A 22,730-nucleotide genomic window follows, 5' to 3' on the forward strand; every position below is an offset into this window, starting at 1 on the left:
AACAGTTACGTTAGCCAGTAAATGGCGTACGTAACTGTTTTTTTGATTTAAGCCCATCTATTTGAGCATTAGACGTTGCTTATCAAAAAAATTCGTTGAGTAGCCGATGAATTGACTTAGGAACTTCACATTTTAGATACTTTTGCCGGGTATGTTAGAACTTGTTCAGTCACAAGCAGTCTCAATACTTATTTTTTAAGGAGGTTACAAGCCGTGAATTTCTTTAAACGCGCATGGCTTAATTTAACAGCGAAGAAAGGGCGCTCGGTCCTATTAATTCTGGTCACATCAGCTATTATGTTATTTGTATTGGCCGGTCTTTTGATTCGAAATGCCGCTGATACGGCAACGAGTAATGCGAAGCAGAGTGTCGGGGCAACCGTCACGCTGGCTGCAAATCGCGACGCTGCTTTTAAGAAGATGCGAAGCGCATCAACGAGCAAAAAGAGCAAGCCGACTTTAACGACTTCGCCCGTTAAGTTAAGTGATGCCAAAAAGATTGCGAAACTTAATAACATTGCCAGTTATTCGGCAACGGTTTCGACGTCTGCAAATGCTAAAGATTTTGATGCTATTTCGACTTCTAGTAGTAGTCAAGGTGGTGGTATGAAAGGGATGGGTGGCGCAAGTACCACCAGTTCCGGCGATATTGCGATTTCTGGGGTAACATCAACCAGTGCAACTTCTGATTTTGAAAATAGCACGAGCAAAATTACCAAAGGCCGCGGGATTACCACGGCTGATGAAGGCACGACTAATGTCGTCATTGAAAGTGAACTTGCCAAAGAAGATAGCTTGAGTGTGGGTGATACCATTAAACTTAAAGCGACCACCGGAAGCAAGACGACTTATACGATGAAGATTGTTGGGGTCTACAAGGCTAGTTCTAGCACGACGACTGCCCAAGGGCCAGATGCAACCGATCCATCGAACAGTGTCTATACATCATATACCTTTGCGAATACGGTCAAAGGCTCGAAATATAAGAACACGGCTGATTCGATTACGTTTAACGTCTCGGATCCAGCTAAAGTGAGTGCGGTTAAAAAAGCCGGTAAACAATTAATCAACACGTCGAAATATGCGTTGACGACGGATGATAGTAGTTATCAAACGGTCAAGGCGTCGATGAATAACGTGAAGTCCTTTGCAGATAAAATTGTCTGGTTAGTGGCGATTGCTGGGACCATTATTTTGGCCCTAATCGTTATCTTGATGATTCGGGAACGACGCTATGAGATTGGTGTCTTGCTATCCTTAGGTGAAGCCCGGTGGAAGATTGTGGCCCAGTTCTTCGTTGAAATGGTGATGGTTTTAGTTGTTTCAATTGTCATTGCTGGCATTGGCGGTAAGTTCGTGGGTAATCAGTTAGGTCAACAATTGGTTTCCCAACAAACGACGACGGCCACGACAAGTACCACCAGTACCCAAACGGGACAACCCGGTGGCACTGGCGGTGGCGCACCTAGTGGCACTACAGGTGGTAGTAAGCCTAGTGGTAATATGGGCGGCAATCCAGGCAGCAGTACCACGAGTGCAACCGCCTCACAAAAGCAAACGGAATTGGATATCAGCGTTACCATTATGGACTTAGTTGAACTAGGTGGTTTTGGCTTAGCGATTATGTTCTTATCCATTATGCTAGCATCTGGTGGAATTCTCCGACTACAACCGAAGAAAGTCTTAATTGAATAGGGAGGCAGGACTCATGTTAAAAGCAAATGATATTGGTTATTGGTATGATCGCCAAGCAAACAGTCTTTTCGAGCATGTGAATCTCGAATTCAAGGCAGGCAATTCTTATGCGATTGTTGGGCAGAGTGGTTCTGGTAAGACGACATTCTTATCCTTACTAGCTGGGTTAGACAAACCGCGTGCTGGTCAAATTGAACTAAACGGTGAACCGATTAACAAAATTGGGTTAACGGCCTATCGAAAATCGCACGTTGCAATCGTGTTTCAAGCGTACAATCTGTTTACCTACATGTCGCCGTTAAATAATTTATTAACGGCAATGGCGATTACGGCTTCTAGTCATCGCGGTGATAAGCAGTATGCGGCGGATATGTTGCACAAACTTGGGATTACTGATGACCAAATGAAGAAAAATGTGCAGCGGTTGTCTGGTGGGCAACAACAACGGGTCGCCATTGCGCGAACGATGGTCTGCGATGCCAAAGTGGTGGTGGCGGATGAACCAACAGGTAACTTAGATGAAGAAAATACGAAATATGTGATTGATCAATTTCAAAAGATTGCGCATGACCAACAAAAGTGTGTGATTATTGTGACACATGAACCGGACGTGGCGCGCGCTTGCGACCATGCTTATCGGTTAGCAAGTCATGAATTTACACTAGAAGCATAAGCATGCTGATCGTTCGAACGGCCGTAGACAGGACTTGTCGCGGCCGTTTTTTTGATGGCGGTAGCTGTAAGGACAGCGATAATATTACAAACCATTACGAAATCTTCGGTTTATTACAAGTGACCCAGTAAACTGTAACCTGCCATTTATCCGTATGCAATATGTAGCCGGTATACTAATTAGTGTTGATTGGTTAACGCCAATCGAAATTTAATGACCGATAATTTATAAAAAACAAGCAGAAAATACAGGAGTGAATTAATTTAATGAGAATTAGAAATGTTGTTCTATCAACGGTGGCCACTTTAGGATTATTTGCAGTTAGCAATACGGTTGCTAATGCCGATACAGTGACGGTTAAGTCTGGTGACACGGTGGCTAAAATCGCCAGTGCTAACGATACGACGGTCAGTGCCATCAAACAAGCTAATGGTTTAAGCAACGTTAACTTAATCTACGTTGGCGATCAACTTGAAGTTGGTAGTACAACTACTTCAGCTACGACGAGTACAAGTTCAGCAGCTGATACAACCAGTACAACAACTACTAAGACTAGCTCTACAACAGCGACAACGAGCACAACTGCTACGACAACTAACTCTAGCGACAGTGCCGCTAAAGCATGGATTGCTAATAAAGAATCTGGTGGCTCATACACCGCTTCAAATGGCAATTACTATGGTAAATATCAATTAAGCAAGTCTTACTTGAATGGCGACTATTCAGCCGCTAACCAAGAAAAGGTTGCGACTAGTTATGTTAATTCCCGTTACGGCTCATGGAGTGCCGCTAAAGCGCACTGGTTAGCTAACGGCTGGTACTAAACTTAAATTAAGTCTAAAAGAGGAAATTCCATTTGGAATTTCCTCTTTTTTAGGTTACTGACGAAATAGTTGCGGGTTAGGGCACGGTTGAGGTATTATGCAGCCGTAAAATAAAACAGGAGGTGTTGAGCATGGCGATAACTTTTGCCCATCAACTAACCAAAATTCGGCAACAACAACACTTGTCGCAAGCCCAACTGGCACGCCAATTAACATTGCCACGCTCGGTTGTCGCGCAGTGGGAGCAGGGACAAACAACCCCGGAACTAGATCAATTAATTAAGTTAGCAGCGTTGTTACAGGTTAGCTTGGATGACTTGGTTTTAGGTGAGTCAACTAATCGGCAACTGACCACGTTGCCTAGGCTGACGACCAATGGTGGTTGGGAGCGGTTGGTTCGTTATTGGTGGTTAGGCCTGTCATTAGTGGGGCTAATCCTGTGGGCATTAATGAGTTTTTCAGGGGCGCTTTGAGGTAGCAGTCTAACCGATAGACATTTTATCAGCAGTCAAGACCTAAAACTAGGGCAAATAAAAAGACCATCGTCATGATGGTCTTTAAGCATTAAATTTAAATTTTAGTACCAGCCGTTTGCTTGTGAATGAGCTTTAGCAGCAGCCCATGAGCCGTAACGGGAAGTAACGTAGTTGTTAGCAACTTTTTCTTGGTTAGCAGCTGAGTAATCACCGTTTAAGTATGATTTGCTTAGTTGGTATTTACCGTAGTAGTTACCATTAGTTGCGCCATATGAACCGCCAGATTCTTTGTTAGCAATCCAAGCCTTGGCTGAGCTTTCACTATTATTAGTTGTGTTAGTAGTAGTGGTGCTAGTCGTTGATGCGGCTGGCTTAGTGGCGGTCGTTGCAACTGAACTGCTAGTAGCGGCTGCTTTAGGTGCAGTGGTTACAGTCGTGTTGTTAGTTGTTGAAGCCGTGTTAGCTGATGATGAAACGGCTGCTTGGTAATGGTTACTTTGAGTCGTTGCAGCTGTGGTTGTAGTTGTATTAGCAACTGGTGTGGTCGTTGAAGTAGTGGCAGTCGTTGCAGTGCCATTAACTTCAAGTTGGTCACCGACGAAAATTAAGTTAACGTTGCTTAAGTTGTTGGCGTTCTTGATTGCAGCAACACTGGTGTTGTAAGTGTTCGCAATTTCGGCAACGGTGTCACCAGCTTTAACAGTAACAGTGGCGGCGTCAGCAGCAGTCGTTGTAGCAGCAAATAAAGCTAAAGCTGCGGCAGTTGATAATGCAAGGTTCTTGATTTTCATATTAGTCATACACTCCTATAAGTTTAAATGGGGTCGATTGTCTTATCTAAATATCTCGCGTTAGTCAATGGAAACTAATGTCGCCTTAACTAATTAACAATGACTAGTATACCGAGCGAGTATTGCAACACAATAAACAGGAGGTTACGTTTTGGGCCAGTAATTGTAATATAACGCGCTTTTTGTAATGAATTGTAATATTTGGTGACAGTTTCTGGAAATAAATGTGATGTTTTCATGAATTTGACCAAATTGAGCAGCAATTAAGGCTAAAAAGGGCTGATTAATTGATTAAGGACTAAAACTAAAAGTGACGAGGTTAATCATCTTTAGATTATAGCTAAGTCGAATTGATAATATAAAGACGCAACACAATAGAAATTTGCGGTGCGCCTTTTAAAATAGGCCAATTGTAGCCAGTCTGGCTGGCAAGGAGGCGTTAAGCTAATTCACTTCATCTAGAACTTGACTTAGGCATGAAGCTTAGTTTGCCGCCGATTGTCAATTAGGGTATAGAGACTGGTACCGACTGCGAGTGTGACGAAGCCCCAACCACACATGGTTAAAACGAATGCCGGTTGGTCGTTGCCGAGTAGATTAGCGGCCCCGTTAACCAAGGTGGGTGATAAGAATGCACCTAAATTAATCCCCATTAACATAATGGATGTTGATAAATTTTCAGAATGTGCGGGGGCAATTTGAGCAACCCGGAGAAAGCCTTGGGGAAAGACCCAGCCAAAGAAACCACCGGCAATGATAACGCCGACAAAAATCAAGGTCACACTATTAGCAGTTGCAACAATAAGAAAACCCATGGCAATGCCGATTAGGGCTACTGGTAACATATAATTACCTAGGTAGTGGCTCAATTTGCCAAAGATGGCACTGGCAATCATGGAAGCGGCCCCCATAACGGCTAAAATAGTCGATGCCATGGCAGGAGTCGTTAGTTGTTGGGTGGTGACAAAGCTGGCTAATTTGATGGTCATCATCATAAACAGCCCAAAAATAATTAGCATGAGTCCGGCGAGAACTAAAACGTGCCCATTAGTGGTTTGTTTAGGTCGGGTTGCCTTGACAGTTACTTTAGGTGTTGGAATTTTAACCAATAAGCCAAATAATAGTAGTGGAATGAGGGCAATTAAGTAGCCAGTGAAGACGGTTTTCCAACCAGCTAACACGAGTAAGCTAAGCAATAGGCCAAACCCAGCGTTGCCTAAATTTTGGGCGGTATTTTGATAACCTAGCATATCCGCTAGTTCTTGATCCTGGTAGAAGTTATACATCAGACTAACTGAGAAGGGATTGAATAATCCAATGCCACAGCCCATGATAAAGCGAGCTAGGATAATAATGACGTAATTACTAATTAGGACTGGCATTAAACCGCCAATCAGATATAAAAACAACCCTAACATAATGGTTCGCTTAACCCCTAATTTTTGCGCGATCCAAGTTGAAAACATAATGAGTAACAAGACACCTAGATTTGGCAAAGTGGCAATCATTTCAACTTGGGCCGTGGTTTGGGCCGTGAAAGTTTTAGCCATCAAGGGATTCGCAATTGCGATTGATGGGGCGGTCATTGCTAAGATGGATAGTGACAGCAAAGCGAGTTTGAAAGGCCAGCCGTGCGTGTTTTGTTTAGGCATGTGTGTCACGCCTCCTCAGTGGTATTTTGCGCAATGAATTTTGCCGCGCTAGTGCCAGCTAAGCGGCCAGAGGTCCAAGCAAATCCGGAGGCTAGTCCTTCATAAGCAGGATAACTATGACCCTCGTAATAGCCACCGGCATTCGCGCCGCCGGTAAATAAGCCAGGAATTGGTCGGAATTGTTGGTCTAAAACGCATAAATTCTCATCGACGCGAACGCCACCGACCGTACCTAAGTAAGCGACTTGAGCTGTAAAGGCATAGAAAGGTCCTACATTAACCGGATAAACTAGTGAAGCAGCAGATTTACTAAAAGTGGTATCAGTTTTGGTGGCTACCGCTTGATTATAAGTTTTAACTGCTGCAGTTAATGTCGCTGGGACCATCCCAACTTTTGCGGCTAACTCGGTGAGTGTGGCCCCTTTAAAGGCCGTGCCAGCCGCGACCGAAGCATTGGCTAAAGCAGTGAAGTCACCGGGTTCAGTATCTGCACCGGGGCCAGCTTGCGAGACTTCTAATGCGCCACCATTCTTGGTGAAGCTATCTAGGGTTGCTTGATCCACGACGAAGTAATATTGGCCGCCGACTGACCAGCCAGCGTTGGCCCAGTTGACCGTATCATAAACAACATCTTCATTGGTAAAGCGTTGTCCAGCCCCGTTGACCCAGAATAAAGGGGTTAATAGGAGTTGGGTTAAAGCGGTGTGTGAAAAGCCTGCCAAATGTTCGGCCGAAGTCTTTTGGGTAACGGTTGATTTGGCTAGTTGGGCGGCATGAATTAATGCGGTTCCGTCAATATCTTCGGCGCCCGCCTTGACCATCGCTTGAAGTCCTTCGCCCATATTTGGGACTCCTAAAGTTCGTAAAGCTTTGGTATGCATTGTATGAGCGACTTTTTCACGGTCGCCACCAAAGCCACCGGTTGCGATGACAGTTGCTTGGGCGTCAACATTGAAGGAGGTTCCATCCACATCCGTTGCTGAAACGCCAATGATTTTACCAGCGGCGGTTTGACGTAAGTCAGTTAAGGTGACACCAAACTTGAATTGAACGCTTTCATTTTCAAGTTTGGCTTGAATTCGCGCATAACTTTCAGGTTTGTTTTGATACATATGGTAAGCACCACCTTGATAGGGATTATCACGATGGGCAAATTGAGTGGTCTTGGCAGTATCATTTAATTTAATTGTCATGCCAAGCTCTTCTAACCAAGCTAACGTATCGGCGGCGGTGTCCACGATACGATGAATTAAGGGGCCATTAGCCAGATTGTGATTATAAGTAGTTAACTGATTGACGGCTTCAGCTTTTGATAACTGGAGGCCTTTGGCACGTTGCTCGTTAGAATCAATGGCAAAAAAGCCACTAGAAATCTTGGTGTTACCACCAATTTGCGCCTGCTTTTCTAGAACCAGAACTTGTAGCCCCTGTTCGGCAGCGGCGTGTGCGGCCGCCAGACCGGTCCCGCCAGCGCCAGCAACGACGACATCAGTTTTAATAGTTGTTGTCATAATTAATCACTCCTAATTGAATTTGATTCCATTATAAAGTGAATAAATGTACAATATAACCAAGCAAGATATCTTTTTTCTGATGTAAATATATCTTTTGGGATTTTGGAGGGGGACGGATGAGTCAAAATTATCAAAGTAAGGAACCGATTGAAATTCCTGGAGTCTATAATCATACCGGGGTTAAGACGGTAACGCCGGCACCCCAGCAAACGACCTTATTAATTATTGAGAGCTTAACGGCCAGTGTATGTGAAATTGACCAACAAGTGGTGCCGTTAAATCCACAAGATATTATTTTAGTTCAGCAAGCGACGCAAATAAAGGTGAGCGCACAGCCGGGTGTGGTTAAATGTCGGACGTTTACGGCTAACGTGACGTTTCCCAATCCATTAAATATGACCGTGGTCGGTGATAATCCGTTAATTCATGACTTAATGAATGATACGAGCACGGCTAGTCAGTATGTCGTCTTTCATCAGCTGGAAAATCGGCTAAGTCATACTTATTGTGATTTATTAGTGCAGATGGACCAGCAAGATGCGGATCGTTACTTAGATTTTGAACGAAACCAAGTTTTTAGTTTATTATTAACTGAATTATTACGACAACATCGCGAGACGGTCTCGCTAGTCGATTCTCAGTTCCCAGTTCGAGCGATTCGGCATGCCGGTCGGGAAACACAAGCTGGCGCTATTTTTACTTATTTATCACGCCAGATTGCAACGGTGACCTTAACTCAAGCGGCTACTCATTTTGGGTATCAGGCGAATTACTTTTCGCGGCTCTGTCGCACGTTATTTAATGAATCTTTTTCGGCGGTAAAAAACCGAATTCGAATGGAAATGGCTGGTCGGATGTTAAGCTTGACGACAAAAGGGATTACAGAAATCAGTTTTGAATTGGGTTATAAGAATGTGACGAGTTTTTACCAAGCTTTTTCGCAGGCTCAAGGGATGACACCGACTAAATTTCGACAAACTGGCCGTGAAAATTAAGTCATCAAAAAAGCGCCTGACCAATCCAAGTTGAACTTGGACCGGTCAGGCGCTTTGCTAAAAGTTAATTTTAATCTTTAATACCAGCCAGTTGAAAGCCAGTGTGACTTAGCTTGTGACCATGAACCATAGCGTGAACTAACGTAGTTATTAGCAACGCGTTCTTGGTTAGCAGCTGAGTAGTCACCATTTAAGTAAGAAGCGCTTAGTTGGTATTTACCAACGTATTGGCCATTACGGGCACCGTATGAACCGCCAGATTCCTTGTTGGCAATCCAAGCTTTAGCAGAACTATCAGATGAACTCGTGTTACTGCTAGTATTAGTTGCAGTTGTCGTGGTACTCTGAGTAGTTGCCGCTGGGGTGCTAGTGCTATGTGTAGTCGTGTTTTGACTAGGTGTGGTCGTTGTTGTTGATTGGGTCTGAGTTTGCGTCGTGGTACTTGTGGCTGGTGTGGTAGTAGCAGTCGTATCGTTGACTTCAAGCTTTTGACCAACGAAGATCAAGTTAACGTTAGTTAATTGGTTCGCTTTTTCGATGGCGGCAACGGTCGTATCATTTTCGTTAGCAATTGCTGAGACGGTGTCACCAGCTTTAACCGTAACGGTTGCGGCTTGAGCGGTGGCGCCAATAGCAAAAAGACCTGATGCGGCTGCTGCAGTAGATAATAAAACATTCTTAATTTTCATAAGTAATGGTCACTCCTATTTTTTTAGTCCGAGTTTTTGCTTGGCCCCGAAACACATCCCAAGCACCTTAGTTAACTCATAGTATAGCCGTCAATTGTAACAAACGAATAGCAATCATTTTACGAATTGGCGGTGCGTTTGTAATATAAGCCACTTTTTGTAATCTTTTGTAATATTAGGGACTAATCGAGTGATTAATTTTAGATTAATCAGCTTTTAGCTTGATTAACCAACGTTTTTTTTCAGCTTTACCGTTTAATAGGTCCGGCTGAGTTAAAACGGCCTGATTGAGTGATTTTAAGTGACCACTGACGGGGAGGGTTAATGTTTTGGTCGCCTTAGTACCAATAATCGTCACTAAGTCATCGCCGGCTGCCAAGTGTTGGTCAACAGCAGCGTAGGTGACTGCGGTAATGGTCCCCAGTTCAGCTTGACCAGTTGTCGTTAGGCCGAGGACTAATCGTTGCCGTGATTTTAACTGTAACCACAGGTCGCCATAAGCCATCAGTTCGTGGCGTTCTTGGTAATCAGTTTTGTACCATAAGTAGACGGTCTTCCAAACAGGTAAATGTTCTGGCATGGTGTAACCTCCGATTTCTAATTCGTTTAAGTATAACATGCTTGCCTAATCGGCTAATAACCGATTCATCAGTTGCAGGTGATGCATTAACATTAATTTTTTAATCGGTCCCAGACCGGGAAATTTAGGTTGGTGTGCATACGTCATTAATTCAGCTAAGGCCGGCGTTGCGTTAAGGCCAGTTAAATGGGTTGGCGCCCACGTAATCAACTTAGTGAGGGCCTCGAAAAACTTTTGCTTTTGACCGCCCCGCTGATCATTACTAGCGGAAACAAAATGGTGAATTCGTAAGCAACCAGTCGGCGTCACGTAAATCACGTGGATTGCAATTGCACGAGCGGGAAAGCCTTTATCAAAGTAAACGCTACCGACCATCGAATAGTCCCCAAAGGCTTGATAGCCCAGGGGTGCTTGGTGCCAATTAGCAGGCGCAAAATAGTCATCGGTTAGCTGGGCATAGTCGGCGACATGGGGCCAAAAGGTGAGCGAATCAGTTAACAAAATTGACCGTGAGCCAGCTATTTGATGAAGGCGGGCTTCATTTGGAATCAAGATACCGGCGACTTGTTTTAAAACTGCTGTTCGTTGGTAAGTCTTGAGCAACGGATAGTTGGGCGCAATCAAGAGGCTCGTCTGACCAGGCGTAGTGGTTAAAAAGTCTGCACTAAAATCCGCCGCTAAAATGGCGCTTGGATGATAGAATGGGGCGCTGGTGAGGTCTGGTAAGGGATACAACTTAGTGTGATTCAAGCCGTAAACACTCACTTGGGGGTTGGCAATGACACTAAAGGGTTGTTTCGCTGCTAACAAGACCTGAACCGTTTGTTGGAGTTCCTTGGAATCGCGAACAGGTTCAATTATGGGAATGATATGCGGGCCTAGCTGCTGGCTTTCACATAGCGCTTTTAAAGCTAGCAAGTCATACATCCGACCGCGCAAATAAGGATAATAAGTTGTCATAAGCGATCCTCTAAGTTGGGCTGTGTTAAGGCATGCAACTTTAATTGCAGCGCTTGATACTCAGCATTCCGAGCATCTAGTTCGGTTTGAAGGGCAGTAACAGCGTCGGTCTGGAGGTCGGTGACGAATCGATCATAGAGATTTTGATCAGGGTGATAGATGTCGTAGCCGACTTGGGCCCGTTGTTTAAGCGCTTTGAAAAGTTGGTCATCAGAATACAAGGCCAGGCCTTTTTTGACCCGTTTGGCTTTATCGACTTCACGAAATAAGGAAGCAATAAAGTGACTCGTCAGCGGGCCAGCGTCAACTTGTAATGGTTGATGCTGGGCCTTTTTAGCAATGGTTAAAAAGCCTGGGGTTGTTAACGGTGCGGGCGCCAAGTCCAAGGCGCGTTGGTCAAAGGCCCGATAAATGAGGACCCCAATATGCGCCGGAATTTCGGCGGCAACTTCATCGTAAAGTTTTTTGGGCAGCACGAAATAATTATAGTTACCAATAAAGGATAATTTGGCTTTGGAATGAAAATCAGCTTTGGTCACTTTTAGTTCGTAACAGCGCCATTCAACCTGCCCATCGGCCAGTTGTTGATAGCTCAAAGTGTCGACAATGCCCTGATCAGCTGGCATTGAGACTTCTTCAACCACGTAGGCCCCTTGGTCGAGGCAGTAATGGTAAAGGGTGCTTTCTAATTGACGGGTTAATTTAGTTTTCATGTGTGTGGTCTCCCTGAGTGGTTTGCCAAAAATTAGCAATCGTGGCGGTGAGTTGTGGGACAGATTGAATCCGTTGGAAATATTGCCAGTGCGGTGGAAATAGTTCAGTATAGCGCCGGCTGGCAAAACGTTGATCCAGTAACAAAATAATGCCGGTATCATGGCTACTGCGAATCAGGCGCCCCGCTGCTTGCAACACATTATTCATGCCGGGTAGCTGATAAGCGTAGGCAAAGCCGTTACCGTTGTTATGGTCATAGTAGTCGCGAATCAGATTCGTTTCGGCACTTATTCCGGGCAGGCCGACACTAACGATAGCGACCCCAATTAAGCGGTCGCCGCGTAAGTCAATGCCTTCAGAGAAGATGCCACCCAAAACGCAAAAGCCAACTAATGTTTCAGTCGCTTCGGCTTTAAATTGGGCTAAAAAAGTGATCCGAGCGGTCGCATCCATGCCCGTCGTTTGGGCGGTTGTCTGGATAGCTGGGTAGGCTAATTCAAAAGCGGCTTTTAGCTGATTGAGATAACCATAAGATGGGAAGAAAATCAGATAGTTGCCTGTTTTAGCGGTTACCAACGCATGCAGACTTGCGATAATGGCGGCCTCGCTATGCGCACGTTCATGGTAAGTGGTTTGGACGTACTGTGTGACCAGAATTGCTTGATGTTTAGGCGGAAATGGTGAGGGCAATTGATAGGCGAGGCTGTTAGCTTGCCCGCCCAACACGTCTTGATAGTAGGCCATTGGCGATAAAGTCGCTGAAAATAAGACGGCACCAGCACCTAAGCTTAGCGATTGGTCTAAAAAATCACTCGGATCGAGGCAAAGTTCCTTAACCGTGATATGATGCCCGTCACGGACAAGGCGTGTCTGATAGCTACCATCATATAAATCGCCGATTTTAACAAAAGTGAGACTTGCAAAAAAATAATCACGAACGGCGTTTAAGCGCTCGGATGGCGGTTGCTGTTGGAGCCAATCACTGACAAATTCATTGAAAGTTCGCAACGTCTTTAATAATTTTTCAGGTGGTTCTATCGCAATTTGTGAGGTGATGTCATCCGCTAAGAGCACTTTGTTGAGGCGAGTAAAGGACCGTTGCACTTTTTTCAAGGCCTGTTGTAAGTCGTCGCTAGCTTGGGATTTGTCTGGTAAGGCTAACTTTAATAAAGCCGCGATGGGTTGGTCACTGATGGTCGCTGAATACATATCACGGGCCCGACTAACCAGATTATGGACTTCATCGACTAAGAAAAAGGTGGTTTCATCGGACTCACTGAAGAAGCGTTGTAAATAAACTAAGGGATCAAATAGATAGTTGTAGTCACAGATAATGACATCACAAAATAGGGCCGCGTCCAGTGAAAATTCAAACGGGTCCAACGTGTGTTTCCGAGCATAAGTCTCAATGACAGGACGGGTTAGCTGGTCTTCATGCGTCAATAGATCCTTTAAGGCCGGTTTTAGGCGGTCATAGTAGCCCAGCATGAATGGATTCTCTTCTGGCGGCACGTCTCGTTCTTCTGGAAACTGAATCTGATCTTTAGCCGTTAAGGTGATGCTTTTTAACGTTAAGCCATCGTGGCTCATTAAGGTCACTGCATCTTCAGCAACGTGGCGGGTGCTTTGCTTGGCTGTTAGATAAAATAAGCGTTCGATGGTATCTTCACCTAAGGCTTTAATCGCTGGAAATAAGGTAGAAATAGTTTTACCGGTTCCCGTGGGGGCCTCGACGAAAAGGCGCTTTTGTAAGCGAATGGCCTTGTAAACGGCGACAGCTAATTCACGTTGGCCCGTCCGATAGGCTGGAAACGGAAAGGGCAGTGATTTGATGGAAGCATTGCGCCGGTCACGTAAATTAGCTCGCAAGGTGAGCCAATAGTCGTATTCGGTAATCAATTTTTTAAAGAAAGTTGCCAGTTCAGCGCGGGTCAAAATCCGTTGAGTTTTAGTGATTTTTTCATTAATAACTTGAAAGTAAGTGAGTTGTAACGTGACCTGGTCGATTGCTGGATGGTCTTGTAAGAAGAGGTAGCCGTAAACTTGAACTTGGCCCCAATATAAATCCCGAGTGTTATCAGTTAAGTCGTCGTAGGCTTGGTCGGAAGTTTTGATTTCTTCAATTAGAGTACCAGCATCCGTGGTCTGAATGCCATCGGCGCGACCTGAAATTAAGTAGTCGGTGCCCGCCATTGTCACATTTTTTTTAAGATAAACCTCGCTTTGATAATCCACCGATCGACTACTTTGCAGTTGCCGATGAATCTTTGCACCAGCGAGGGCGGTGTTTTGACTATTTTTAATTTCGTTCAAGTCGCCTTTACGCAGGACGAACTCAACGAGTTGACGAATCCCAATTTTAGTCGCCATACGCAACGCCTTTCTGATTTTGATTGGCTTTAATTATAAAACAGACGTTCGCTTTCGGCAAGAGTGCATCAAAAGGCGGTCAGCCACCGAGCATAGCCTAGCCAGACCGCTGATGCGTCCTAGGCATCGGCGGTCTGGCGTAGCTAAGCCCAGGTAGCTGCCTTTTGCAGCCCGTTTCGGCTATCAAAATAACACGCAACGAATTAGCGAGCTTTCAAAAGGACATGTGCAAGTTGAGAAATTGCGATGATCACAACGATACCAATTATTTTTAGTACGGTCGCATGTGGTCCCAAAAATAACCATAAGATAATGAAAATAAGCTCAAATGCAAAAATAATATTTTTCGTGTTAATCCCATCCAATCGATAAATTTTGATTTCTAAGTATTCTACGCGGGTGACAATGATTTCCAGCCAGCTTTGCAAAACCATCACAAATAGACCTCAGTCTAGCGACAAAGGTCTGACTAATTTTACGGCATACGCTTATTGATACCAACGACTGTGCCGCCGTTTCATGACTTGACCAAGATTGAAGCCGTAACTCACAATACCAGCCATGACAACGGTGGCAATGATGGCGCCTAGCCAAGTGTAAGGTGTGCTGAAGTAAGCGGCATAGCCGGCACATAAGCTAATCAAGCCAATTGTGCTTGTTAACAGCCAGAAAGGTGTGGGCTTAAAGAAGATGAGCCCTACTAGGAATAAGATTGCGGCTGTGACGGTGGCTTCAACACTTAGGCGGGTACCAAACTGGGTCAGGAGGGCGATGACTAATAAGCCAGCGCCCACGACTAATAGGACGGTTGCAAATAAGTTACTGATGGTCCAATGAAAAGGTTGCTTTGCCATCTCAATCCCCTCGCTTTCATTAAGGCTATTATACCGTAGCCGTTGCGGGGGCAAAAATAATATGCGTCAACAGATGAACAAAATGGTGCCATTTTCAACGTGCTATTGAAAGCGTATCCATAATTGGTTACACTAACAGTATGCACACTTGATGATGGATGGAGGAAATCGCATAATGGCAAAAGTATTAGCAATTAATGCTGGTAGTTCAACTTTGAAATGGAAGTTGTTTAATTTACCAGCTGAAACGGTCATCGCTTCTGGGATGGTGGACCGGTTAGGCTTACCTAATTCAGTTTTTGAGATTAAAAAGGCGGACGGGGTGAAGTATTCAGAGACGAAACCCAAGATTGATGTTCATGAAGCCGCCGCCATGGTTTTGACACGGCTAAAGAGTGACGGCATTCTGGCACATTTGAGTGAAATTACTGGGGTCGGTCATCGAATCGTCGCCGGTGGGGAAGAATTCAAAGATTCAGTAATTATTACCCCAACGACGTTAAAACAAATTAAGGCATTATCTGAATATGCGCCGTTACACAATCCAACGCAAGCTTATTATATTGAAGTTTTTCAGCAATTATTACCAAAGACGGTCCAAGTGGCGGTCTTTGACACCTCACTATATGCGACGATGCCGGCGGTAAATTATCTCTACAGTATTCCCTATGACTATTATCAAAAATTTGGTGCGCGTAAATATGGCGCCCACGGGACTAGCCATCGCTATGTTGCCCATCGTACGGCGGAACTTTTAGACAAACCGTTAGCGGACTTGAAGTTAATCACCTTGCATTTAGGTTCCGGCGCTTCGATTACGGCTTTTGATCATGGTAAGGCGGTTGATACGTCAATGGGCTTTACGCCATTGGCAGGAATTACCATGAGCACCCGCTCTGGTGATATTGATGCGTCGTTGATTCCCTACTTAATGCGGCATTTAGGCATTACGGACGTGCAGGATTTTATTGATATTTTGAATAATAAATCCGGTTTGTTAGGGATTTCTGGCTTGTCACCGGATATGCGGGACTTGGATGAGACCAAGCATGACCGGCCACGTTCAGAACTCGCCTTGGAAATTTTTGCCAACCGCGTGGTTAAATATGTCGGCAGTTATATCGCTGAGATGAACGGTATTGATGCGTTAGTCTTTACGGCGGGGGTCGGTGAAAATTCATTTGCGATGCGGTCACGTATCTTGAAACAACTGGGTTACTTTGGGATTACGGTGGATGAAGAAAAGAATCAAATCCATGGTAAAGAACAAGTCATCAGTCAGGCCGGTGCGCCAGTTACCGTGATGGTCGTACCAACGAATGAAGAATTAATGATTGTCCGGGATGTCGCGCGGTTGACGCATCGGGCGCCCATGCCGCAGTAAGATGTGTTAAACTAAAATCAGTGTTTTTGAGTGCCTCACAAGGTTGTGGGGCACTTTTGCTGTGCGATGACGTAAAATAGGGGGCAAGTAGGGATGTTAGCAACGGATATTTTGATTCAAGGTGCTAGTACAACTAATTTACAACATATTAATGTCCAGTTGCCTAAACATCAGATTACGGTCGTGACTGGGGTGGCCGGCGCTGGTCAATCATCATTGATATTAGCGACGTTAGCGGCAGAATCGCAGCGGTTATTAAAAGGGAGTGCGACACCGCTAGGACAACCGCAATTACCGCCTGCGGTCGTGCCAGTCGTAGACAAAATTGAGCAGTTACCAGTCACTATTGTGATTGATCAAAAACCGTTAGCATTGAAGCACCGCTCAACGGTTGGAACTGTGACTGAAATCTATGCAGGCTTACAGTTGTTATTTGCGCAGCTAGCGCAACCAGCAATTGGACCGGCCGGGGCTTATTCTTTCAAGCAAGCGACTGGCTGGTGCCCACAATGTTTGGGGACCGGTGTTGAGCCACAACTTGAGGTGCGCCGGCTCATTAACTGGACGAAATCACTGAACGCGGGTGCTATTCAACTGCCAGCATTTCAGCCTGGTGGCGACCTGTTTAATCGTTATACGGCTGCTGGTAATTTTGACAACGATCAAATTTTAGCCACCTATACTGCGGCCGAGTGGCAACGCTTATTGTATGATGAGGGCAGTCAACCAGACCAACCAACGGCTGAATGGCCGGCCACCGCGCTATATGTGGGCGTGATACCAATGATTAAGCAGGCTTTAGCCACGGGTCAGTCCGTGAAAGGATTGACGACTTTAATGCCAGTGCAAGCCTGTTCAGTTTGTGGTGGCACCCGGGTCAATGCCCATGTCCGGCAAGCGGAAGTGAACGGTCGGTCATTGGCCGATTGTGTGGATTTATCGGTGACAGAATTATTGGCCTTTATTAATACAATCTATGATGACCATGTTGTCTCAGTTTTACATAACCTGCAACAAAGCTTGGCTAATTTGCTAACAATTGGCTTGGGATATTTGACCATGAATCGAGCGACACGTACCTTAGCTGGTGGTGAAATTCAGCGGCTTAAGCTGACTCAATATTTAAACAGTCCGTTAACGGATGTCTTGTACATCTTAACGACGCCTAGTGCTGGCCTGCATGCCGAAGATTTAATTGGCATTAATCGGGTGTTTGGACAGCTACGTGATCAGGGGAATACCGTGGTCATAATTGACCAAAATCCAGCTATCATACGGCATGCAGATCATGTGATTGAATTAGGCCCGGGGGCTGGGCACGCTGGCGGTCAAGTGACCTTTACCGGAACCTATGCAGAATTGCTTAAAAGTTCAACTGTTACGGGGCAAAGCTTACGGGCAGCACGGTCGGTTAAAGCTGAGGAGCGGCCATTTAACGCTTTTTATGCTTTAACGAATGTCAGCCGATTTAACGTGCATCATGCGACGGTGCGCGTGCCAAAAGCGGCTTTAACGGTTGTGACTGGCGTTGCGGGTGCGGGCAAACGGACTCTCATACAACAGTTATTTCCAGCAGCATATCCTGGAGCCAAGGTATTTGATCAAAGTCTGATGCCGGGGCGCCAGCGGTCGAACGTGCTGACTTATCTGGGTATTTTTGACACCTTACGGCAACTCTTTGCCCAGTCCTCGGGAGAACCAAGCACGTTGTTTAGCTTTAATGGTGCGGGGGCTTGTCCGGCCTGTCATGGAACGGGTATGATGACCTTAGATTCCGCTTATCAGGGCACCCGCGACCAACCGTGTGCAACGTGCCATGGTCGCCGCTACAATGCGACGGCTTTAGCGGTCAAATGGCATGGTTATAATATTGATGATGTCTTGCAACTGACAGCTGCCGAAGCAATTACGTTAGTGAAACCCCGTTTGAAAGTTAAGTTACAGGCCTTGCTTGATGTGAAGCTGGGCTACATTAAGCTAGGCCAGGGATTAGCGACTTTTTCGGGTAGTGAATTACAGCGCTTGAAGTTGGCCAAAAGTCTCGTGACTCAAGATACCCATCCAATCTTTATTTTAGATGAACCCAGTACTGGGTTGCATGCGGCCGATGTCGCCGATTTGTTGGTGCTCTTACAGCGACTAGTCGCCCAACATAAAACGGTGATTGTTATCGAACATAATTTAGCGGTCATCAGCCAAGCCCAATGGGTCATTGATATGGGCTTACACGCTGGTCGGTATGGCGGACATGTACTGTTTGAAGGCCCAGTTAAAGCGTTATTGACTGTACCGAAGTCATTTACCGCCCAACATTTACGCCACTATTTAAAGTTAGATTAATAATAAGTCCACTTATATCAGCGATTAGCGTTGATATAAGTGGACTTTCTAGTTTAAACGAGTAATTGTTCTTCGATAGTGACGTGCCGAATTTGCCAATAAACGACTGCGGCAACGACGATGAAAAAGCCACCAGTTAGGATTAATGAGATGATGGTCGTCTGCACAGAAAAGGTTAAAGCACGTTGCGTATGGGTGTGGGTCATGAATTGAACGACTAAGCTAACATCACTGAGCGCATGCAATAGCATCGGCAGAATCAAATTCTTTGTCTTAAGATAGACGCCACAAAGTAATAAGCCACAAACAGCTGCGTATAGCGCTTGTGGCATGACATAACTAAGCGCCAGCTGATGACTGTTAACTAAAACATGGCTCATACCAAAGAGTAAGCTGTCAATAATGATGGCAGTCATCGGCCGATGAGGTAAAGCTCGCCCCAGTAAGGGTAATAAGACGCCACGATAAACGTATTCTTCGGTGATGCCAATGAGTAAGATATAACCGAGATAAAGGAAAATGATGGGCTTAAAATCTAATTGAAATAAGTGCACATAATTTCGACTAACTGGTAAGAGGAGAAAAATCAAGGCTGGCAACAGCTGTAAGGCTTGTTGCCATGGCTGTTGTGAATTCCAAAGCTTGATGGGACTATGACTGACGTAGTGATTGAATCCTAGGACAACCGCTAAGACAATCAGATCTTGCCCAATCCCGAAGTAAGCTGTGGGTAATATTCGGCTGACTAACCAGCCCCCAACAATAAATAAAAGTGGCACTAAAACAATTAATGATAAACTTTGCGTCCATGGACGCTGCTGACTGCTGTACATCAATAAAGCCCCCCGTTAATAACGGATGATATCGCTATCATATTTTAGTCTAGCACTGCTAGTTGGGTTTGAATAGGTGTTGGTGCGAGGTTGCATTCAATAGTTAACTGACGCATAATTTAAAACGAGGACTAGGAAACCGCTTTCTTTTACGGTTAAAAAATTGGTGCTTGTCAGCGGGAACTGACAAGCCTGTCGGGGGTAGGTTAAGATGCAACGATATCGAACAATGATTAAAGGTTCAGCGACTGAACTGACTTGGTTGAATAAGATGGCACAAAAGGGGTGGCTACTGGCTGGAATCAAGGGTAACTGGTATCAATTTACCGCAACCACGGCGCATTATCGGTTATTTAGTGAGTATGTCAGTACCGAAGTAGTGCCAACCTTAACGAGCGAGGCGGCTATCTTTGAAATTTTGGCGACGGTTCCTTTAAAAGCAACGCCAAAAATGCAGGTGATTTATACGGGGAGCACCCAACCAGACATACAGCATGCGCGCGTCGACCAACAAGATGCGCAAATCCAGTTAAAGATTGTTTTAGGGATGCGCGCTCATCAGCTTAATTTAATGAATATTGCGGTTTATGCCGGTTTATTGATGGTCATCGCGTTGATTTTCAGCTTGGGCGTGCAACAATCCGACACAGTAATTTGGCCCGTCATCTTTATTTGGTTAGCTTTGATTGGATTTCGTGTGTTGCGGGCCAAAAAATTACAGCGGGTGGCGAATCAATTACGCGTGCGGACGCAAAATTATGATGGGGCGTGGAAACCAACGATGCACATCTTTTTGAAAAAAATGCCGGCTGATTTGGATGTGGAAAAAGTAGCGAGTTTAGGTGACTGGATGTTAGTCGGTAACGATAAGCAAGGGACCTACTGGTATGACTTGCATACTTTGGCTAGTGAGGCTGAGATTCGAACGGCCTTAAAGCCTGTTTTACCGGCTGGCGTCACTGTGTATGTGATGAGCTGGTTAGGTCTAGCCCCAATTGGGTTTATTTAGGTCCCCTTGATAACTGATATCAAATGAGACAATAAAAGCAAATAATCGCTACAAGAATTCGTAAAATTCTTGTAGCGATTGTTTATTGCTAAGCCATTACTTTGACCATCTTTTGATGTTCAGTCTGGTTGAAGATAAAGGGCTGTCCGACAGCGCGAAAGCCGAAGTGATCGTAAAAACCAGTGACTTGAATCTGAGCTTCAATTTGAATGGGCAGTTGTGGAAAACGGTCGGCTGCCACGGTTAAAAGTTGTGTCATGAGGGCCCCACCGAGATGTTGACCACGTCGTCGTTGATCAACGACGACACGGCCAAATGAACAGTGGTCATCCTCCTTGAATAAGCGTGCATACGCAACGATTTTGTTTGCTTCAGTCTTAAAAATATGTATGGCCTTTAAATCGATCGCATCGACCTCTTGATAAATACGGTGTTGTTCAACTACGAAAGTTTTGACGCGTAATTCGTAAATAGCGTATAATTCAGCTGTTGTTAAATCTTTAAATTGTTTAATTGACCACATTGATTTAACCTCCTTTGACTTGCAAATTAGTTTACCACCAAATTATTGCATATGCAATAATGTTAGGAGCGGAAAATGATACCAACTTTAAGATTAATGGGAACAATTTCACGGAGTGTGATGAATGAGGGCAATCAACGTTTTGCCAAGTATGGGTTGAATCATAATCAATTCATCTATCTGATTCGGATTTGCGAACAGCCCGGGCTGTTTTTTGGTCAGTTGGCGGATCAAATGAAGATGGACCGAACGACGAATTATCGTGCCGTTCAAAATTTGATTAAGAAGGGCTACGTCACCAAGACGGCACATCCTGAAAATAAGAAAGTCCGTTGTTTGTATCCTACTGTAGCTGGCAAAGCGCTTTATCCGGAGCTACATGCCTATGAACAGTGGTGCGCCACCGTTGTTAGTGAACAACTGACGGCCGGTCAACAACAGCTGTTATTTGAAAGTCTCGCCATCGCCGCCACCAATACCACCGCTAAAATTGAGCAGTAGTGCCAGCTAATAAACTAACCAGTGGCTTTAGCTGATTTTTGGGGACTACCAGTGTACGATAAAGGCAACTGCCAGTGAAGCTGGAATCTGTCCAAAAGCAAGCGTAACCGCAGTTAGAAAAGAGGGTCACTAATATGGCAACAATTTTAGTACTTGGTGGGGGCTATGCAGGGATGCGGGCGCTTAAATTTTTACAAAAAAAGGCGCCATTAGATGATGATTTGATCTTAGTTGATCAGACACCAACGCATACTGAAAAAACCAATCTGCATGAAGTCGCCGCGGGCACCATTGCACCAGAACGTATTACCTATGATATTCGAACCGTCCTTGATAAGCGGGTTAAGTTTGTGCAAGCCGTTGTCGCTAAAATCGATGTCACTAATCAATGTGTGGCATTAGTGGATCAACCGACAATTAACTATGATTATTTAGTTGTTGCGCTAGGGTTTCAATCGGAGACATTCGGCGTTCCGGGAGCGGATGACAATGCGTTACCAATGGATGATTTGACGACGGCTGAAGCCGTTTGTCAGCATTTAGAGGCCAAAGTCAAAGGGTATGCGACGACTAAGGATCATAACGATTTAAAAGTTGCCGTCTGTGGCGCTGGCTTTACGGGAATTGAGTTGTTGGGCGAATTGACCCAATCGTTGCCAAAGTTGCAAGCGAAGTATCAGACACCGGCAATTAAGTTGGTTTGTTTTGAACGAATGCCCGGCATCTTACCGATGTTTACAACGAAATTGCAAAATTATGCGAAAGATTTCATGGCCGCACATGAGGTTGAACTGAAGCTAGGTGCTAGCATCACGGCAATCAAACCCGGCGTAGTGGCTTATGAAGATAGCGCGCATCAGGCACAGGAATTCGCCGCGAATACGATTATTTGGACAGTCGGCGTGAGTGGGTCACACGTGATTAATGATTCTGGCTTTGCGCAACGGCGAAATCGGGTGACGGTTCAACCGGACTTATCATTGACGGATCATCCGGAAGTGTTCATTGTTGGCGATGTTGCAGCAGTCATGGACCCCGCTAATAATCGTCCGTATCCAACGACGGCGCAGATTGCGTTAGCTGCGGGAGAACAAGCGGCTAAAAATATTGGGGCATTGCGGCATAATCAGGCGACGATGCCATTTAGCTATCAATCAAGTGGTACGGTTGCCTCTTTGAGTGATCGGGATGGAATCGGTGAGATTCTTAGCAATAATCGGCCCGTTCAAGGCTATCCAGCTTCGGTGCTCAAAAAAGTCATTACGGATCGTTCGTTAGTTGAAAGCGCACATTTGAGTACGGTTTTGAAGAAAGGCCGCTTTGATTGGTATCATTAAAGTCATTATTAGACCT

22 protein-coding genes are annotated in these 22,730 nt (G+C 45.1%); 10 read left to right on the forward strand and 12 right to left on the reverse strand.

Going from position 1 to position 22,730, the window contains the following annotated elements; translation table 11 throughout:
* Positions 1-213: 213 nt before the first annotated feature.
* From C5Z26_RS09240 to C5Z26_RS09255, 4 genes are all read left to right on the forward strand, one after another.
* Positions 214-1,695: an ABC transporter permease gene (locus C5Z26_RS09240; RefSeq protein ID WP_105449672.1), complete on the forward strand. Its 1,482-nt coding sequence runs from the start codon at positions 214-216 to the stop codon at positions 1,693-1,695.
* Between the two features lie 13 nt (positions 1,696-1,708).
* Positions 1,709-2,368 carry an ABC transporter ATP-binding protein gene (locus C5Z26_RS09245; RefSeq protein WP_105449673.1) on the forward strand — a complete coding sequence of 220 codons (660 nt, stop codon included), beginning with the start codon at positions 1,709-1,711 and terminating at the stop codon, positions 2,366-2,368.
* Positions 2,369-2,634: 266 nt separating this feature from the next.
* On the forward strand, positions 2,635-3,192 hold the full coding sequence (gene apf, locus C5Z26_RS09250; RefSeq protein WP_105449674.1) for an aggregation-promoting factor: 558 nt from the start codon (positions 2,635-2,637) through the stop codon (positions 3,190-3,192).
* Positions 3,193-3,323: 131 nt separating this feature from the next.
* Positions 3,324-3,665 carry a helix-turn-helix transcriptional regulator gene (locus C5Z26_RS09255; RefSeq protein ID WP_105449675.1) on the forward strand — a complete coding sequence of 114 codons (342 nt, stop codon included), beginning with the start codon at positions 3,324-3,326 and terminating at the stop codon, positions 3,663-3,665.
* Between the two features lie 104 nt (positions 3,666-3,769).
* On the opposite strand, the gene apf (C5Z26_RS09260) is transcribed toward C5Z26_RS09255, so the two are convergent.
* The 3 genes from apf (C5Z26_RS09260) to C5Z26_RS09270 form a co-directional block, all read right to left on the reverse strand.
* Positions 3,770-4,459 (reverse strand): aggregation-promoting factor, encoded by a 690-nt coding sequence (gene apf / locus C5Z26_RS09260; RefSeq protein WP_105449676.1) that lies wholly within the window; start codon positions 4,457-4,459, stop codon positions 3,770-3,772.
* A 470-nt stretch (positions 4,460-4,929) separates the two neighbouring features.
* A complete protein-coding gene (locus tag C5Z26_RS09265; protein WP_105449677.1) occupies positions 4,930-6,111 on the reverse strand; it encodes an MFS transporter in 1,182 nt (393 codons plus the stop codon).
* A gap of 5 nt (positions 6,112-6,116) precedes the next feature.
* Positions 6,117-7,622: an FAD-dependent oxidoreductase gene (locus C5Z26_RS09270; RefSeq protein ID WP_105449678.1), complete on the reverse strand. Its 1,506-nt coding sequence runs from the start codon at positions 7,620-7,622 to the stop codon at positions 6,117-6,119.
* Between the two features lie 119 nt (positions 7,623-7,741).
* Here C5Z26_RS09270 and C5Z26_RS09275 point away from each other — a divergent pair, with 119 nt between their 5' ends.
* Complete coding sequence (locus tag C5Z26_RS09275) at positions 7,742-8,620, forward strand: helix-turn-helix domain-containing protein (protein WP_105449679.1); 879 nt, start codon at positions 7,742-7,744, stop codon at positions 8,618-8,620.
* A 77-nt stretch (positions 8,621-8,697) separates the two neighbouring features.
* On the opposite strand, the gene apf (C5Z26_RS09280) is transcribed toward C5Z26_RS09275, so the two are convergent.
* The 7 genes from apf (C5Z26_RS09280) to C5Z26_RS09310 form a co-directional block, all read right to left on the reverse strand.
* Complete coding sequence (gene apf / locus C5Z26_RS09280) at positions 8,698-9,309, reverse strand: aggregation-promoting factor (protein ID WP_105449680.1); 612 nt, start codon at positions 9,307-9,309, stop codon at positions 8,698-8,700.
* A gap of 205 nt (positions 9,310-9,514) precedes the next feature.
* The gene (locus C5Z26_RS09285) at positions 9,515-9,889 is read right to left on the reverse strand and encodes a glycine cleavage system H family protein (RefSeq protein ID WP_158682831.1); all 375 of its coding nucleotides are present in this window, start codon (positions 9,887-9,889) and stop codon (positions 9,515-9,517) included.
* Between the two features lie 45 nt (positions 9,890-9,934).
* Positions 9,935-10,849, reverse strand: a complete 915-nt coding sequence (locus tag C5Z26_RS09290) for a sce7725 family protein (protein WP_105449682.1) — start codon at positions 10,847-10,849, stop codon at positions 9,935-9,937.
* Positions 10,846-11,562: a hypothetical protein gene (locus tag C5Z26_RS09295; RefSeq protein WP_105449683.1), complete on the reverse strand. Its 717-nt coding sequence runs from the start codon at positions 11,560-11,562 to the stop codon at positions 10,846-10,848. The genes C5Z26_RS09290 and C5Z26_RS09295 overlap by 4 nt, the downstream gene beginning before the upstream one ends.
* Entirely contained in the window at positions 11,552-13,933 is a 2,382-nt protein-coding gene (locus tag C5Z26_RS09300) for an ATP-dependent DNA helicase (protein WP_105449684.1), read from the reverse strand. The genes C5Z26_RS09295 and C5Z26_RS09300 overlap by 11 nt, the downstream gene beginning before the upstream one ends.
* A 203-nt stretch (positions 13,934-14,136) precedes the next feature.
* A complete protein-coding gene (locus tag C5Z26_RS09305) occupies positions 14,137-14,370 on the reverse strand; it encodes a hypothetical protein (RefSeq protein WP_158682832.1) in 234 nt (77 codons plus the stop codon).
* 51 nt (positions 14,371-14,421) lie between these two features.
* Positions 14,422-14,787 carry a hypothetical protein gene (locus C5Z26_RS09310; protein WP_105449686.1) on the reverse strand — a complete coding sequence of 122 codons (366 nt, stop codon included), beginning with the start codon at positions 14,785-14,787 and terminating at the stop codon, positions 14,422-14,424.
* 175 nt (positions 14,788-14,962) lie between these two features.
* Here C5Z26_RS09310 and C5Z26_RS09315 point away from each other — a divergent pair, with 175 nt between their 5' ends.
* Positions 14,963-16,171 carry an acetate/propionate family kinase gene (locus C5Z26_RS09315; RefSeq protein ID WP_105449687.1) on the forward strand — a complete coding sequence of 403 codons (1,209 nt, stop codon included), beginning with the start codon at positions 14,963-14,965 and terminating at the stop codon, positions 16,169-16,171.
* A gap of 93 nt (positions 16,172-16,264) precedes the next feature.
* Positions 16,265-18,511 (forward strand): excinuclease ABC subunit UvrA, encoded by a 2,247-nt coding sequence (locus C5Z26_RS09320; protein WP_105449688.1) that lies wholly within the window; start codon positions 16,265-16,267, stop codon positions 18,509-18,511.
* A gap of 53 nt (positions 18,512-18,564) precedes the next feature.
* Here C5Z26_RS09320 and C5Z26_RS09325 read toward each other — a convergent pair whose 3' ends face one another.
* On the reverse strand, positions 18,565-19,344 hold the full coding sequence (locus C5Z26_RS09325) for a CPBP family intramembrane glutamic endopeptidase (protein WP_105449689.1): 780 nt from the start codon (positions 19,342-19,344) through the stop codon (positions 18,565-18,567).
* A 211-nt stretch (positions 19,345-19,555) separates the two neighbouring features.
* Here C5Z26_RS09325 and C5Z26_RS09330 point away from each other — a divergent pair, with 211 nt between their 5' ends.
* Positions 19,556-20,353 carry a hypothetical protein gene (locus C5Z26_RS09330; protein WP_105449690.1) on the forward strand — a complete coding sequence of 266 codons (798 nt, stop codon included), beginning with the start codon at positions 19,556-19,558 and terminating at the stop codon, positions 20,351-20,353.
* Positions 20,354-20,441: 88 nt separating this feature from the next.
* On the opposite strand, the gene C5Z26_RS09335 is transcribed toward C5Z26_RS09330, so the two are convergent.
* Complete coding sequence (locus C5Z26_RS09335) at positions 20,442-20,876, reverse strand: GNAT family N-acetyltransferase (protein WP_105449691.1); 435 nt, start codon at positions 20,874-20,876, stop codon at positions 20,442-20,444.
* Between the two features lie 75 nt (positions 20,877-20,951).
* Here C5Z26_RS09335 and C5Z26_RS09340 point away from each other — a divergent pair, with 75 nt between their 5' ends.
* Together C5Z26_RS09340 and C5Z26_RS09345 are read left to right on the forward strand one after the other, a co-directional pair.
* Positions 20,952-21,377 (forward strand): MarR family winged helix-turn-helix transcriptional regulator, encoded by a 426-nt coding sequence (locus tag C5Z26_RS09340; RefSeq protein ID WP_105449692.1) that lies wholly within the window; start codon positions 20,952-20,954, stop codon positions 21,375-21,377.
* Positions 21,378-21,511: 134 nt separating this feature from the next.
* Positions 21,512-22,714 (forward strand): NAD(P)/FAD-dependent oxidoreductase, encoded by a 1,203-nt coding sequence (locus C5Z26_RS09345; protein ID WP_105449693.1) that lies wholly within the window; start codon positions 21,512-21,514, stop codon positions 22,712-22,714.
* The last annotated feature ends 16 nt before the right edge of the window (positions 22,715-22,730 follow it).

The organism is Lactobacillus sp. CBA3606 (assembly GCF_002970935.1).
Classification (GTDB): domain Bacteria; phylum Bacillota; class Bacilli; order Lactobacillales; family Lactobacillaceae; genus Lactiplantibacillus.